We start from the raw sequence: 14,668 nt of genomic DNA on the forward strand, positions 1-14,668 counted from the left end.
CGGAGGGTCGACTACTGAGACTGCGGAACCTGTGGTGTCGCCGGCTGCAGTGCATCGAGGATGCCACCGCCGCTCGGAGCACTCGCAGGAGCACCTTCACCGGTGGGCGTTGCGGGAGCCGACTGGGTGGCTGGCTGACCCAGCTGGTCGATGATGCTCGGCGGCTCGCCGCTGCGCTGCGCCAGCACCGTCAGGATGATGCTCGTGGCAAAGAACGCCGCACCGAGGATCGTGGTCGCCCGGGTCAGGAGGTTCGCACTGCCCCGCCCCGCCATCATGCCTCCGCCGCCGCCGATGCCAAGGGCACCGCCCTCCGAGCGCTGGATCAGCACCGTCGCGACCAGCGCGACGGCGATCATGAGGTGGATGACGAGAACGACGGTGGCCATGAAGAGTTCCGATCGCGACAATGGCACGGTGTCGGGCACCGGCATCTGCGGAAAATGGTGATGCGGGCGGCTTACACCAAGTGCGCCGCGCTTTCCAGTGTCACGCGCCGCCGTCGGCACGTGACACGCCGGTTTCGATCGTCAGGTCCGGCTGGGTTTGCGGGTCGGCACCGGCTGGCTGGTGCGGCTGGAGCGGGCCGGTTCGGGAACCGACGGGGGCTCGGCACGTGTAGGCGTCTCGGGCGCGCCGGCAACCGTTTCGGGGCGACGTCCCGGTACGGGCTGGTCACTCGGCTGGGGCGTCGCGGCCGTTGCCACGCGCGCGGGTCGGCGCTCGGGCAGCGGTGTGCGCCGCAGCAGCATCAACTCGTTCTCGCCCATCTGGGGGCAGCGGAACGCGAGGTCCGCCTCGACATCGAGATAGCGTGCGATTCGTTGCAACTGCGCGGGCGTCAGCTGGATGCGCGCCGCTTCGGGGCCAATCGCCATGTCGGCTTCCGTGCCCAGCTCCCGCAAGGCCACCATCTCGTTCATGCGCTCGAGGCACTCGGCGAGGGGAAGGTCGGCTGCGGCCACTCCAGCGCTCAGCCCAATGGACAATGCGGCCGCGGCGAGGACACCGGTTGAACGCGCGCGCGCGCCGCACCACCGCTCCTGCGGACCTCGTCTGCTCGTTCGTTCCACGAGACGCCTCCTCCGAACTCGCACACCATCCAACTGCCGCGTCAGCCGGCACACGCAGCTGACACGATACCGAGAAAATCGCTGGCCTTCAGACTGGCGCCCCCGACCAATGCCCCGTTCACGTTGGTGATCGAGAGCAATTCGGCGGCGTTGCCGGCTTTCACCGAACCACCATAAAGAAGACGAACGCCGTTGCCGGCCTCACTCCCATAGCGCGCCACCAGCTTATCACGCAGGAAGCCGTGTGCGCTCGCGACGTCGTCGAGCGAAGGTGTCAGCCCCGTGCCGATCGCCCAGACCGGCTCGTAGGCAACCACGAGTTGCTCCGACGCCAGGCTGGCCGGGATGGAGGCCGCGAGCTGGCGCTCCAAAACGTCGAGCGTGAGACCGTAGCGCCGCTGACCGAGGGTCTCGCCGATGCAGACGATCGCCGTCAGCCCAGCCGCTCCGACTGAGGCGGCCTTGCAAGCAACGAGGCCATCGGTTTCGCCGTGGTCACCGCGGCGCTCGGAATGACCGAGGATGATCGCTGTCGCGCCCGCATCGGCCAGCATCACGGCTGACAGGTCACCGGTGTGGGCGCCCGCATCCGCCGGGTGACAGTCTTGCGCTCCGATCGCGATGCCACGGTCCGCCATCGCGCCCGCGGCTTCGGCGATGAGCGTGGCGGGAGGGCAGACGAGCACGTCCAGGCGATCGGCTGCCGACAGCGCCTCGAGCCCCTGGGCCATGGCCGCCAACTCGCCGAGGGCGGCACGCAGCCCGTTCATTTTCCAGTTGCCTGCGATGAGTGTTCTCGGGGGGGCCATTGCCGCTCGTTCCTGCCAATCGGGAGAGACCATCGCGCTCCGCACCACGTCGCCTCCGCGCGATCGCGTGTTGTTGTCGCCAAGTCGCTCCGTTCCTATTATGACGCACGAAACACCCTTCGCTTGGCAGAGTTCGTCCGGGCGATCAACCGCGGCGGCTTCGTCGTCGCTTCAGCTCTTCATGGTGTCACATGCTCGAGACGCTCCGCAAAGGTGCGAAGACCTGGGTTGCGGCGATCTTCATCGGCCTGCTCGTGCTGAGCTTCGCGGTGTGGGGGATCGCCGACATCTTCGGTGGTTATGGAACGCGAACCGTCGCCACCATCGCGGACAAGGATATCACGGCGCAGGACTTCCAAACCGCCTATCGCAACGAGCTGCAATCCCTCTCGGCCCGCTTCGGGCGCCCGATCACGCCCGACATGGCGCAACTGTTCGGCGTCGAGCAGCGGGTTCTCGCGCGCATGGTCACGAGCGCCGTCGTCGACACCCACGCCGAGCGCCTCGGCCTCGGGATCGCGGACCAGACCGTTCTGCGGCTCATCCAGGCCGACCCGTCCTTTCAAAGCAGCGACGGCTCGTTCAACCAGCTGATCTTTCGCCAGCGCCTCGCCCAGGCCGGGATCAGCGAGGCGGCCTACGTCGAGGATCGCCGCGGTGCCTTGTTGCGCGCCCAAATCGCCGGCGCCTTCACCGAGGAGCTGACCCCGCCGACCGTCTTCGTCGACGCGAGCAACGACTATCAGAACGAGAAGCGCACCATCGCCCATGTCACGATCGGGCTCGAGAAGGCGGGTGATGTCCCGGCTCCCGACGATGCGGCCATCAAGGCCTATTACGACGAAAACCCACAGGAGTTCACGGCACCGGAGTACCGCAAGGTCGAACTGCTCAGCGTAACGCCGGAAGCACTGGCCGCGACGGTCGAGGTCTCCGACGAGGACGTCGAACAGGACTATGAAGCCCACCGCTCGCGCCACACGACGCCCGCCCGCCGGCGCATCCAACAGATTTCGTTCCCGGACGAGGCGACCGCCCGCACCGCGCTCGAGGCGATCCGCGGCGGCCAGGATTTCGTCGACGCCGCGAAACTCGCGGGCCAGACCGCGAGCGATATCGATCTCGGCATCCAGTCGATCGATCAACTCGCCGACCCGGTGGTCGCGCTCGCGGCTTTCGCGCTGGGCGAGGGCGAGGTGAGCGAGCCGATCAAGGGCACGTTCACGACCGTGCTCTTGCGCGCCAGCGAGATCACGGAGGAGGTCGTGCGCCCGCTCGAAGAGGTCCGCGACGAAATCCGCACCCAGATCGCACGTGACCGCGCGGTCTCGGCGGTCGCCGACCTCTACGACGCCGTCGAGGACGATCGCGCCGCCTCCATGTCGTTCGCCGAGATCGCCGCCAAGCACAGCCTCGCCCATCGCGTGATCGAGGCCATCGATGCCTCGGGTAAGGCGACCGACGGCACCGACGTCGGCGAGTTGCCGAGCACGAATGAACTGCTGGGGGCGATTTTTTCGACCGAGCCTGGAACCGAGGCCAATGCCCTGGAAACGACGGACCAGGGCTTCGTGTGGCTCGACGTCGTCGCATCGACGCCAGCGGCGCTGAAGCCGTTCGAATCGGTCGCCGAGGCCGCCCGCACGGCCGCCGAGCGCCAGAAGCGGCTCGATGCGCTTCGCGATCTCTCCGACAGGCTCCTCACCCAACTCAACGACGGCAAGCCGCTCGGTGACTTCGCCAAGGACCTCGGCCTCGACGTCGTCACCAGTGAACCGCTGACCCGGACCGGCTCCGCCCCGGGACTGCCGGCCGCCGTCGTCTCGCAGGCCTTCGCCATGGCCGAGGGCCGCCATGGCGTCGCCTGGACCGATGCCCGGGACGGGCGCGTGCTCTTTCGCCTGGAGGCGGTGACGCCGGCGCCCGCGCCCGCCGATACGGCTCGCACCGCCATCGTCGATGACCTGACGCGCCAGATCGCGGACGACCTCATCGGCCAGTATACGAACGCCCTGCGCGACCACTATAAGGTGGAGATCAATCAGGCGGCCCTCGATTACGCGGCCGGCCGCACGCAACCGCCGGCCGGCGGCGGCGGATTGTTCTGAGCCGCTGTGCTCGACTTGTCGGGCGGGGTCGGAACCTGACTGGGTTTCGCTCCGCCAGGGGATCCGGTTGACGTCGCGGCCGTGCGGGTCGCGGCAAGCTCGCGAGGCGGGGATGGCGCGCAGGAAGTCGACGGGGCCGGGATCGATGAAGTCCGGGCCGCTGGAGCACCAGGGATTGCAATTCCGCCCAGCCCCCGAGGCCTTCGCCGAGGTCGCGGCGGCCGGCCGCCCGCAAGTCGTCTGGACCACCCTCGTTGCCGATCTCGAGACGCCCGTCTCGGCGATGCTGAAACTCGGGGCCGGGCGCCGCAACGCGTTCCTGCTCGAGAGCGTCGAGGGGGGCGCCGTACGCGGTCGCTATTCGATCATCGGACTCGAGCCGGACCTCATCTGGCGCGCGAACGGGGAACGGGCGGAGATCAACCGGCGCCCCGCCGAAGACCCGGGCGATTTTCAGCCGCTCGAGGAGCCGACGCTCGACGCCCTGCGCAGCCTTCTGGAAAGTTCACGCATCGAACTGCCGGAGGCTTTGCCGCCGATGGCCGCAGGCGTCTTCGGCTTCATGAGCTACGACACCGTGCGCCAGGTCGAACGCCTGCCGGGAGCCGGCCGCGACGCGCTCGGCGTGCCGGACGCCATTCTCATCCGTCCGACGGTGATGGTGATCTTCGATGCCGTCAAGGACGAGATCACGATCGTCACCCCCGTCTATCCGACACCCGGCGGGGCGCCGAGCAGCCAGTCTGCCGGCCGCCGCAAGACCAAGGCGCCAGGCGACCAGCAAACGACCTATCTCGAAGCCTGCGAACGTCTCGCCCGCGTCGTTGCGCGTCTCGAATCCCCGCTCGACATGCGGCGCGACGTCACCGAGGTCGAGCCCGGCGAAGCGCTGCCCGCCGCGCGCTCCAACACGCCGCGCAAGGACTACCTCGCGATGGTGCGCAAGGCCAAGGAGTACATCGCGGCCGGCGACATCTTCCAGGTCGTCCTCAGCCAGCGGTTTTCCGTCCCCTTCACGCTCGCACCCTTCTCGCTCTACCGGGCCCTCAGGCGCACCAACCCCTCGCCCTTTCTTTTCTTCCTCGACTTCGGCGAGTTCTCCATCGTCGGCTCGAGCCCGGAAATTCTCGTTCGCGTGCGCGATGGCGAGGTCACCATTCGCCCGATCGCCGACACGCGGCCGCGTGGCGCGACACCCGCCGAGGACCGGGCCAATGCCGCCGATCTCCTCGCGGATGAAAAGGAGCGCGCCGAGCACCTGATGCTGGTCGACCTCGGGCGCAACGACGTCGGGCGGGTCTCGGAGATCGGCACGGTGACGCTGACGGACAGCTTCTTTCTCGAATACTACAGCCAGGTCATGCACATCGTCTCGAACGTCACGGGCCGGCTACGCGCCGACCGGGACGCGATCGACGCCTTGATGGCGGGCTTTCCGGCGGGCACCGTCTCGGGCGCGCCGAAGGTGCGCGCGATGCAGATCATCGACGAACTCGAGCGCGACAAGCGCGGGCCCTATGCCGGGTGCGTCGGATATTTTTCCGCGAACGGGCAGATGGACACCTGTATCGTGCTGCGCACGGCGCTCGTCAAGGATGGCGTCATGCACGTCCAGGCGGGCGCCGGCATCGTCGCCGATTCCATCCCCGAGAGCGAGCAGGCCGAGTGCGAGAACAAGGCCAAGGCGCTCTTCAAGGCGGCCGAGGAGGCCGTGCGCTTCGCGAGCCGCGGTCGGGGCAACCAGAGCTGACGGGCAGGGGCGATTTTCCACGATCCCGGCAAGTTGCATGCGCAGCTCACGGTTCCCGGGCGCGGTGCAGCGTGGAGCAAAGCGGAACGGTGCGCCGCAGACCCGGGACCGCCCTTGTCCTGCGCCCTTCATAGCGACCCCGGACCAGCAGTGCGTCATTGCATGCCGCACTGCATCCGGGGATCGTGAGGGGGGCGCACCGCATCCGGGGCTCGTCATCGCACGGTTCCCGGATGCACTGCGGCGTGGAGCGCAGCGCAATGCCGCTGTGCTGATCCGGGACCGCCCTCGTTCGGCCCTAACCTGCAATTGCGTCGAACAGGTCGCGCCAATCCGGATTGCTCTCTTCCACGAGTGCAACCTTCCAAGCGCGCCGCCATCGCTTGAGCGCATACTCGCGCCGGGCGGCACTCTCGGTACTCTCGTGGCGCTCGAAATAGACCAACCGATCGACCCCGAACTTGCGGGTAAACGATGCCACTACCCCTGCTCGATGCTGCCAGATGCGCTGGGCGAGCGCACTCGTCATGCCGACATAGAGGACACCGCGCGGCCGGTTGGCGAGAATATAAACCCAGAACTCGCTCGACGTGTTCATGGTCAATACTCCCTTGCCAGCGACCCCGGACCAGCGGTGCACCACTTCGTGCCGAACCGCATCCGGGGATCGTCATCGCACGGTTCCCGGATGCACTGCGGCGTGGAGCGCAGCGCAATGCCGCTGTGCTGATCCGGGACCGCCCTCGTTCTGCTCTCCTAATCGCGACCCGGGACCGGCCTCGTCCTGCTCCCTTCATGGCGACCCCGGATCAGCGGTGCACCACTCGCGTGCTGCACCGCATCCGGGGATCGTGAGGGGGGCGCACCGCATCCGGGGATCGTCATCGCACGGTTCCCGGATGCACTGCGGCGTGGAGCGCAGCGCAATGCCGCTGTGCTGATCCGGGACCGCCCTCATTCTGCTCTCCTCATGGCGACCCCGGACCGCCCACGTTCTGCTCCCTTCATGGCGACCCCGGATCAGCGGTGCACCACTCGCGTGCTGCACCGCATCCGGGGATCGTGGATGGCCTCACCCCGCCGGCGGGCCATCGTCGCGATCCGTGGCGGCGGGCGCGGCCATCTTGGCGAGGAGGAGCGCGTAGTTGCGCGAGAAGGTCCGCGTGTTCGGATGATCCTCGCCGAGGCGCGCGCGGGCAATCTCCAGCGCCCGCCGCATCGGCTCCTCGGCCTCGTCGAGGCGGCCCGTCGCCTTGAGCAACTGCGCGAGGTTGTTGAGATCCCTCGTCACGACGGGATGATCTGGCCCATAGGCCTTCTCGTCGATCGCCAGCGCCCGCCGCATCAGCGGCTCGGCCTCGTCGAGACGGCCCGTCGCCTGGAGCAACTGCGCAAGGTTATTTAGTGCCGTGGCCACGTTCGTATGCTCGCGTCCGAGCCGGGCTTCCACGATACCGACCGCCCGACGCATCAGCGGCTCGGCCCCCTCGAGACGTCCAGTCGCTTGGAGCAACGACGCGAGGTTATTGAGGCGGATCGCCACAGTGGGGTGGTCCGGCCCGAAGGCCTTCTCGTCGATCTTCTGCGCCCGCCACATCAGCGGCTCGGCCTCGGTGAAGCGACCCGTCGCCTGGAGCAAACTCGCAAGGTTATTGAGGGCGATCGCGATCGTTGGATGTTCAGAGCCGGATGTGGCCTCGAAAATTGCCAGTGCCCGGTGATAGAGAGGCTCGGCGGTGGCGTAGGCGGCGCGGCTGAAGAAATAGAGTGCTAGTTGACTGAGAAGTACACCGGCGCTTCTAGCTGAGGCTCCGAGCGACTCGGGATTTGCCCCCGAAAGACGCCAGAGGTGGCCGGTGACGGCCTCGGCATGGGGCGCGAGACGGGCGCAAGCGGGCCAATTGCGAATGTGGTCTGCGCGCCGCTCCCCGCCTGGAAATGCAGCCGTGACCAGCTCAAGTGCCGCACCAACCGCCTCGCGCGCCGAGTCCCCATTCGGCAGCCGCTCCAATCGCGCCCGAGCCATGGCCTGGACGACGAGGTTGACGGAAAGGCCGGACGTACCGTCGGCGAGCTTGTCGCGGCGGATGAGGGCGACGCGGGCGAGCGCGTCGAGAGCCGCCTCGAGATCGAGTTCCTTGGCCTTCTCCTCGGGAAAGAGGTCGAGCGGAATATCCTCCGGCGCCAGATAGGCCAAGAGGCCCATCACCGCACCCGCCATCGGCGCTGCTGCAGTCACGGCATCGAGCGCGAGACCGAAGGTGGCGGCAACGCTCCGCGGATAGTCCGTGCCCTCCGGCACGTCGGCGAGTTGCGCCTCCCATTCCCTCTCGTAGGCCGCAAACGACAGCCCCCGCGCCTTGCAGGTCGCGGCCGCATGGTCGAGGGCGAGGGGGAGATAGCCGAGCGCCTTTGCGAGGGCGGCGGCACCGTCATGATCGCTCCGCTTCGTCTCGGCAAGGAGGAAGTCCACGGCCGCCTCGGGCGCGAGCACGTCGATCTCGCGCGCCGCAAAGCGCCCCGGCCACGTGGTGTGGCGCGTGGAGGCGATGACGTGCGCGCCGGAGGCGGGCATCAGGTCCTGGAGCTTGGTGGCCGGCTGGCCCTCGGCGGGGGGCGGGTACTCGGGCCCCGGCACGTTGTCGTAGACGAGGAGGCCGGGGCGCGGATCGGATTTGTCGCCCGCCTCGATGAGTGCGAGGGTTAAGCGGGCGGCTTCGGGGAGACTTTGGGCAGCGATCTCCGCGACGCGCGGATCGAGCCGGCCGCCGAGGTCGGCGAGGCCCTGCATGACGCCATCCTCCGTTTCGGCAGCGAGCCACCAGGCAAAGCGATAGCGGTTCGCGGTGGCGGCGCGGTGGGCGTATTCGCGCGCGAGGGTCGATTTGCCGACGCCGCCGAGCCCGGCGATGGTGTGGCGCTTGGCGATGGTGGCGGTGCCCCCGCCGCCCCAAAGACTGGCCTCGATGGCTACGAGGTCGGCCGCGCGGCCGGCGAAGTTGGGGGTCGCAAAGATCTCGTCATGGAAGAACCCGCCCGCCGGGAGTGGGTGCTCGTTGGGGGCGGCGATGGCCTCGTAGTAATTTGCAACGTGTACGAATTGATCCGCGACGCTTGCCTCGGAAATCCAGTTTGCGGCGCCATGGGCCTCCTGGACCCCAACCTTTTCTGACCCCCGAGCGGAATTACCTCCGCGAAGGATGACAAATGCTCTGACCATTGCGTCAAAACATTCCGACAGGACGGAACCAGCCAGAGCAATCCATAAAATGGCGAGCGTTTCCCAGAAGAGACTCACGGCTCATCCCCCCAGGATAACGATGGAGGGTCGCGGCGGATGACGGTGTTATTCAGCGTCTCGACCGTAGCCATGCGTGGTTTCACACCAACCTCCAAACTAATGGCACGCCGGGCCGCGCGAAACGCAATGGCAATAATATAAAGCAAACCCGAGCCAACAAGCAACAGAATTATGAGCCCGACATCTCCTTGGGGGAATTTTGCAGCGAACTCGCGGAAAAGTTGACTTGATGATGCAGGAAGGGCATAAATAAATTCTATTATGCCTCTATACGTCTCCTCTAGAGACGCGTTGAAATCTCCCGCCAGCAGTTCAAGCGGAACCTCTAATATAATCGTATCGTTGCAATTGCGATAACTTCCGGCAGCATCTCTCCCCAAAAAGCGCGCAGTCAAAATCAACTGCTCCGCATCATTCAGGTGAGCCGTTGAATGCAGCACCACGTCATCTGTGATGCTGGAGCTGTGAACCGCATTGAACAGATTGTCCTCGAAGTCTGGCCTTTTCCACGCATTCCAGGGAAGCGTGGGCGATGCATCAACTCTCACATTATCTCCAGAAATGGTGGTGCCCGTCCCTCTTGAGGTGGCGCCGGTTACCGCCCTTCTGATTTCGTTGTGAATTTCGATGGCGAGCGACTGACTAATTGGCGCTAGCCCATCCAACCGCGTCTCCAGCCGGAGCACCACAACATTCAGCGGCTCGGATGGTTTCCCCATACATCTTAATCGGCCAAGGTTATTGCGTACATCTAGATATTGGTTTTGAAATTCCCGTTGAAACGCGCTTGTGTTGGTCAACCAGCCTCGGATTGTTTCCCGCGCTGAGACATCAGAGCCGTCCGCAGGATCAGCCGGACGGTCATCGCTCGCGACTGAGACATGCGGCCGATGGAGAGGCGCGCCGATAGACGGGCCGTCCCAGACGGCGCCGGACGCCAACAACCAAAATGCCAAGATCGTCAACAGCGTCCAATTGGCCCGCACGCTCCGGCCCAGTCCCATGCCTGGCCGGGCGGCCCCGACCGCTCCCCAGCGTTGCCCGTTGTCGCCGCCGTTCCCCGTCATGGCGCTCCGCCTGCCGTTCCCTCGCCGCAGAGCTTATCCGGCGTTCACGGCAGGCGAAACACTGTATTCGCTCCGGGCGCGACGGGATGGCGGCGGCGAGCCAAGCGGGGCGAAGCGCACGCCCTATTCGGCGGCAACCGCGCGCGGCAGGCGCTCCTCGACGCCACGCGGGTCGGCGGCATAGGCGTCGATCCGGCGCTCGATCTCGTGGCGGAAATGGCGGATGAGCCCCTGCACGGGCCAGGCCGCGGCATCGCCCAGCGCGCAGATGGTATGGCCCTCGATCTGCTTGGAAACGTCGAGCAGGAGGTCGATCTCGCGCCGGCTCGACTGACCCTTGGCCATGCGCTCGAGCACCCGCCACATCCAGCCCGTGCCCTCGCGGCAGGGCGTGCACTGGCCGCAGCTCTCGTGCTTGTAGAAATAGGAAATGCGGGCGATGGCGCGCACGATGTCGGTCGACTTGTCCATGACGATGACCGCCGCCGTGCCGAGGCCCGATTTGAGGTCGCGCAGACTGTCGAAATCCATCGGCGTGTCGATGATCTGCTCGGCCGGCACGCACGGAACCGACGAGCCGCCGGGAATGACGGCGAGCAGGTTGTCCCAGCCGCCGCGCACGCCGCCGCAATGGCGCTCGATGAGTTCGCGGAAGGGGATCGACATCGCCTCCTCCACGTTGCACGGCTGGTTGACGTGGCCGGAGATGCAGAAAAGCTTGGTGCCGAGGTTGTTGGGGCGCCCGAAGCTGGCGAACCAGGTGGCGCCGCGCCGCAGGATGTCCGGCACGACGGCGATGCTCTCGACGTTGTTGACCGTGGTCGGCGCACCATAGAGGCCGCAGTTGGCCGGGAAGGGCGGCTTGAGGCGCGGCTGACCCTTCTTGCCCTCGAGGCTTTCGAGCAGCGCCGTCTCCTCGCCGCAGATGTAGGCGCCGGCGCCGTGGTGCACGTAGCAGTCGAAATCCCAGCCGTGCACGTTGTTCTTGCCGATGAGGCGGGCCTCGTAGGCCTGATCGATGGCGGCCTGGAGGCGCTCGCGCTCGCGGATGTACTCGCCGCGCACGTAGATGTAGCAGGCGTTGGCCTGCATGGCGAAGGAGGCGATGAGGCAGCCCTCGACCAGAAGGTGCGGATCATGGCGCATGATCTCGCGGTCCTTGCAGGTGCCCGGCTCCGATTCGTCGGCGTTGACGACGAGGTAGTGCGGCCGCTCGCCGACCTGCTTGGGCATGAACGACCACTTGAGACCGGTCGGAAAGCCCGCCCCGCCTCGGCCCCTGAGGCCCGACTGCTTGACCTCCTCGATCACCCAATCGCGGCCCTTGTCGATCAGCACCTTGGTGCCATCCCAGGCGCCACGCTTCAGAGCCCCCTCGAGCTTCCAGTCGTGAAAGCCATAGAGGTTCTGGAAGATCCGGTCCTGGTCCTTGAGCATCTGGTCTCGGTCCCGCTGAGCCGTACGGCGCGCCGCGCGGTATCCCGCGCCTCAAATCGCGCGCACCATGCCGCGCTCGACCCGTCTTGCCAAGTGGGCGTTGGTCGCGGTCGGCTCTGGCCGTTCCAATCGGCTGGTAGCAACCGAACGACGAGACGTGGAGGACGTCAGCCATGATCACCGAGACCCTGAAGCCTGTGGCCCTCGTTCTGAGCCTTGCTCTCATGCTCAGCGCCGTCACGATCGCCCAGGCCCTCGCCGGGCCGAAGAACCTCGGCGGCGGCGCATCGACATTGTCCGGCACGGACCTCGGCAGCACCCGTTGAACTCTGAGCGCGCCCAAGCCCGCCCAGCGCTCAGACATCCCCTGGCGAGGATGCCTCGCCGCTCTCGGAAGCTGCCTCGGCGTACGGCCAGAGCACGTCGAGCGGAAAGGTGTGCACCTCGAACGGCGGGGCCATGACAGGGTCGGCCTCCTTGAACGTAGCGGCCAGCAGCCACTTGCCACCGGTCAGCGCAAAGACCTCCAGCGTGCGCGCATCCGGGTCCACGTACCAAGCATGACCGACGCCGTGCTCGGCATAGATGGCGAGCTTGTCGGTGCGGTCGATCCGCGCCGTCGAGGGTGAGAGCACCTCGCAGACCCAATCCGGCGCCGTCGCGATGAAGGCCGTCGTCGGCAGCCGTGGCAAGCGCTCGCGCCGCCAGCCGGCGATGTCGGGCACGACGACGTGCGCCTCGAGATGCAACTCCGGTTCGTCCATGAACAGCCAGCCGCCGGGCCCGCCCCGCCCCCGTCCGAACGGGTTGCCCAACTCGACCTGGAGCTCGTGGCTGACCACCGCATGGGCCGGTCGGGGCCTCGGCTGAGCATGCAGCACGCCATGGATGATCTCGCCGACCATGTTGGCGGGGAGAGCCGCGAGGTCGGCATAGGTCGCCGGCGGGCGTGATTTTTCGAGCGCGCTCATGGGCCTGAGCTTAACATGCGGTGGTCCGGCCGATCTAGCGCAAGCGCTCGAGGATCGAGACGTAGTTGGCGACCGCCGCCCCGCCCATGTTGAAGATGCCGCCGAGCTTGGCGCCTGGCACCTGCATGCCGCCGGCCTCACCCATGAGTTGCATCGACGTCAGCACGTGCATGGACACACCCGTCGCCCCGATCGGATGGCCCTTGGACTTGAGCCCCCCCGAAGGATTGACCGGCAGGCGCCCATCCTTGGCGGTCACGCCCTCGGCGATGACGCGGGCGCCCTCACCAGGGGCCGCGAGGCCCATGGCCTCGTATTCGATGAGTTCTGCGATGGTGAAACAATCGTGCGTCTCGACGAACGAGAGATCGTCGAGCGCAACGCCTGCATCCGCGAGGGCCTTGGCCCAGGCCATGGCGCAGCCTTCGAACCGCAGGATATCCCGCTTCGACATCGGCAGGAAATCCTGGACGTGCGCGTTGGCACGAAACGCCACGGCCTTGGGTCGTTGGAGCGCGGTTGAAAGGTCCGTCAGAACGAGTGCCGCGGCTCCGTCCGAGACGAGCGAACAATCGGTTCGCTTCAAGGGGCCGGCGACATAGGGGTTCTTGTCGCTCTCGGCGCGGCAGAATTCGTAGCCGAGCGCCTTGCGCATCTGCGCATAGGGGTTGGCCACGCCGTTCTCGTGGTTCTTGGCCGCGATCATGGCGAGTGCGTCGGACTGGTCGCCGTGGCGCTGGAAATAGGCCGCGGCGATCTTGCCGAAGATGCCGGCGAACCCGGCTGGCGTTGCTCCCTCTTCGGCGAGATAGGACGCCTTGAGGAGGTTGGCGCCGATCTCGGGTCCGGGCGTCGTCGTCATCTGCTCGACGCCGACGACGAGGACGAAACGGGCGCGTCGGGCCTCGATGCTCTTGAGACCCTGCGAGACGGCGGCAGACCCCGTCGCGCAGGCGTTCTCGACGCGGGTCGCCGGCTTGAACCGGAACGCGTCGGAGGCCTGGAAGACGAGGGAGGCGGTGAAGTCCTGCGCCGAAAAGCCCGCGTTGAAGTGGCCGAGCACGACCTCGTCGATCTCCTCGGCGCCGATCCCGGCATCGGCGAGCGCGCCGCTCGCGGCCTTGACGATGAGGCTCTCGACCGTCTCGCCCTCGAGCTTGCCGAACGGGGTGTGGTGCCAGCCGATGATCGCGGCGCTCATGAGGGCCTCCTTGCAAGTGCCTGTCGGATCCTCCCCGGCAGATACGCCCACCGAAGCAAGCTCGCAAGCTTCGGCCCGGCGAGCGGGGTTCCAAGCGATCGACGAGAGGTCTATCATCCGGGCGCGGAACAACGGGTGCCACGTCGGATCGGGGAGAACGAGCACATGGCGGAACGGAAACAAGTGGCGACGTGGCGCATCATCGTCGCCTTCATCCTCGACTTCTTCACCGCATTCTTCGTTCTAGGATTTCTCGTTGCATCGTTCACGGGCGGCCGCACCGCCGAGGGTTTCAGTCTCGAGGGTTGGCCGGCGCTGCTCTTGTTCGGGTTGATCGCCGCCTATTTCATCGTCGGGCGCATGTCCGGTGGCACGCTTTGGGCGCGCCTGCTCGGAGCGGTGCGCCACCGCGCCTGACACGGGACCGGGCCACGCCCCGACCTCAGGGAGTAGACCGTGATCTACCTCGAGGCACTGAGCTATCTCGTGACGATCCTCGGCTTTCCGGTCGCCATCCTCGTCTTCCTCAACGAGGAGCGTCGCCAGCGGCGCAACGAGGCGAGCGAACTGCACCGCAACCTCTCGGAGGAGTACGACAACTTTCTGCGCCTCACCCTCGACAATGCCGACCTCCTCCTGATGAGCCGGTCGCACCCGCCCGCAACGATGACGGCGGAACAGTCCGAGCGACGCCTCATCATCTTTCGCATGCTCGTGTCGCTGTTCGAGAAGGCCTATATCATCCTTTACGACGACGACATGGACCGCGACGCCCGCCGGCGCTGGCTGTCGTGGGAGGACGACATGCGCGAGTGGTGCCGGCGGGACGATTTCCGACTGCTTCTGCCCGAACTGCTCGAGGGCGAGGACGACGCCTTCAGCGCCTACATCACCGACATCGCCGCCAAGGAGCATGCGCGGCTGATGGCACGCTGAAAGGCGCCAGCGCCA

Annotated in this window: 14 protein-coding genes; 4 read left to right on the plus strand and 10 right to left on the minus strand. The window is 66.7% G+C overall.

Annotated elements, in window-relative coordinates:
* Window positions 1-11: 11 nt before the first annotated feature.
* The 3 genes from secG to GC150_11405 all read right to left on the minus strand — a co-directional run bounded on the left by secG (window position 12) and on the right by GC150_11405 (window position 1,882).
* Window positions 12-389: a preprotein translocase subunit SecG gene (gene secG, locus GC150_11395; GenBank protein ID MBI1385504.1), complete on the minus strand. Its 378-nt coding sequence runs from the start codon at window positions 387-389 to the stop codon at window positions 12-14.
* A 141-nt stretch (window positions 390-530) separates the two neighbouring features.
* Entirely contained in the window at window positions 531-965 is a 435-nt protein-coding gene (locus GC150_11400; GenBank protein ID MBI1385505.1) for a hypothetical protein, read from the minus strand.
* 149 nt (window positions 966-1,114) lie between these two features.
* Window positions 1,115-1,882 (minus strand): triose-phosphate isomerase, encoded by a 768-nt coding sequence (locus tag GC150_11405; protein ID MBI1385506.1) that lies wholly within the window; start codon window positions 1,880-1,882, stop codon window positions 1,115-1,117.
* Between the two features lie 191 nt (window positions 1,883-2,073).
* Between GC150_11405 and GC150_11410 the strand changes: the two genes are divergently transcribed.
* A complete protein-coding gene (locus GC150_11410) occupies window positions 2,074-3,990 on the plus strand; it encodes a peptidylprolyl isomerase (protein MBI1385507.1) in 1,917 nt (638 codons plus the stop codon).
* Here the strand turns inward: GC150_11410 and GC150_11415 are convergent.
* A complete protein-coding gene (locus GC150_11415; protein MBI1385508.1) occupies window positions 3,920-4,171 on the minus strand; it encodes a hypothetical protein in 252 nt (83 codons plus the stop codon). The genes GC150_11410 and GC150_11415 overlap by 71 nt on opposite strands.
* On the opposite strand from GC150_11415, the gene trpE reads away from it, so the two are divergent.
* Window positions 4,136-5,740 carry an anthranilate synthase component I gene (gene trpE / locus GC150_11420; GenBank protein MBI1385509.1) on the plus strand — a complete coding sequence of 535 codons (1,605 nt, stop codon included), beginning with the start codon at window positions 4,136-4,138 and terminating at the stop codon, window positions 5,738-5,740. The two genes, GC150_11415 and trpE, sit on opposite strands and share 36 nt — an antisense overlap.
* A 298-nt stretch (window positions 5,741-6,038) precedes the next feature.
* Here trpE and GC150_11425 read toward each other — a convergent pair whose 3' ends face one another.
* The 6 genes from GC150_11425 to GC150_11450 form a co-directional block, all read right to left on the minus strand.
* Window positions 6,039-6,338, minus strand: coding sequence for a GIY-YIG nuclease family protein (locus GC150_11425; protein MBI1385510.1), 300 nt, complete (start codon window positions 6,336-6,338; stop codon window positions 6,039-6,041).
* A gap of 474 nt (window positions 6,339-6,812) precedes the next feature.
* The gene (locus GC150_11430) at window positions 6,813-8,960 is read right to left on the minus strand and encodes a tetratricopeptide repeat protein (protein ID MBI1385511.1); all 2,148 of its coding nucleotides are present in this window, start codon (window positions 8,958-8,960) and stop codon (window positions 6,813-6,815) included.
* A 74-nt stretch (window positions 8,961-9,034) separates the two neighbouring features.
* Complete coding sequence (locus tag GC150_11435) at window positions 9,035-9,841, minus strand: hypothetical protein (GenBank protein MBI1385512.1); 807 nt, start codon at window positions 9,839-9,841, stop codon at window positions 9,035-9,037.
* A 390-nt stretch (window positions 9,842-10,231) separates the two neighbouring features.
* Window positions 10,232-11,545 (minus strand): NADH-quinone oxidoreductase subunit NuoF, encoded by a 1,314-nt coding sequence (gene nuoF, locus GC150_11440; GenBank protein MBI1385513.1) that lies wholly within the window; start codon window positions 11,543-11,545, stop codon window positions 10,232-10,234.
* Window positions 11,546-11,901: 356 nt separating this feature from the next.
* Window positions 11,902-12,516: a Uma2 family endonuclease gene (locus GC150_11445; protein MBI1385514.1), complete on the minus strand. Its 615-nt coding sequence runs from the start codon at window positions 12,514-12,516 to the stop codon at window positions 11,902-11,904.
* Between the two features lie 34 nt (window positions 12,517-12,550).
* Window positions 12,551-13,717: a thiolase domain-containing protein gene (locus tag GC150_11450; protein ID MBI1385515.1), complete on the minus strand. Its 1,167-nt coding sequence runs from the start codon at window positions 13,715-13,717 to the stop codon at window positions 12,551-12,553.
* A 165-nt stretch (window positions 13,718-13,882) separates the two neighbouring features.
* Here GC150_11450 and GC150_11455 point away from each other — a divergent pair, with 165 nt between their 5' ends.
* Both GC150_11455 and GC150_11460 read left to right on the plus strand, forming a co-directional pair.
* On the plus strand, window positions 13,883-14,134 hold the full coding sequence (locus GC150_11455) for a hypothetical protein (GenBank protein ID MBI1385516.1): 252 nt from the start codon (window positions 13,883-13,885) through the stop codon (window positions 14,132-14,134).
* Window positions 14,135-14,173: 39 nt separating this feature from the next.
* The gene (locus GC150_11460; protein MBI1385517.1) at window positions 14,174-14,653 is read left to right on the plus strand and encodes a hypothetical protein; all 480 of its coding nucleotides are present in this window, start codon (window positions 14,174-14,176) and stop codon (window positions 14,651-14,653) included.
* Window positions 14,654-14,668 lie beyond the last annotated feature (15 nt).

The organism is Hyphomicrobiales bacterium (assembly GCA_016125495.1).
Lineage (GTDB): Bacteria > Pseudomonadota > Alphaproteobacteria > Rhizobiales > RI-29 > RI-29.

Bases quoted from the DNA above. Each gene is read 5' to 3' on its own strand.
- secG (MBI1385504.1), bottom strand. From the start codon at position 389: ATGGCCACCGTCGTTCTCGTCATCCACCTCATGATCGCCGTCGCGCTG.
- GC150_11405 (MBI1385506.1), bottom strand. From the start codon at position 1,882: ATGGCCCCCCCGAGAACACTCATCGCAGGCAACTGGAAAATGAACGGG.
- GC150_11410 (MBI1385507.1), top strand. From the start codon at position 2,074: ATGCTCGAGACGCTCCGCAAAGGTGCGAAGACCTGGGTTGCGGCGATC.
- trpE (MBI1385509.1), top strand. From the start codon at position 4,136: ATGAAGTCCGGGCCGCTGGAGCACCAGGGATTGCAATTCCGCCCAGCC.
- GC150_11425 (MBI1385510.1), bottom strand. From the start codon at position 6,338: ATGAACACGTCGAGCGAGTTCTGGGTTTATATTCTCGCCAACCGGCCG.
- GC150_11430 (MBI1385511.1), bottom strand. From the start codon at position 8,960: ATGGTCAGAGCATTTGTCATCCTTCGCGGAGGTAATTCCGCTCGGGGG.
- nuoF (MBI1385513.1), bottom strand. From the start codon at position 11,545: ATGCTCAAGGACCAGGACCGGATCTTCCAGAACCTCTATGGCTTTCAC.
- GC150_11445 (MBI1385514.1), bottom strand. From the start codon at position 12,516: ATGAGCGCGCTCGAAAAATCACGCCCGCCGGCGACCTATGCCGACCTC.
- GC150_11450 (MBI1385515.1), bottom strand. From the start codon at position 13,717: ATGAGCGCCGCGATCATCGGCTGGCACCACACCCCGTTCGGCAAGCTC.
- GC150_11455 (MBI1385516.1), top strand. From the start codon at position 13,883: ATGGCGGAACGGAAACAAGTGGCGACGTGGCGCATCATCGTCGCCTTC.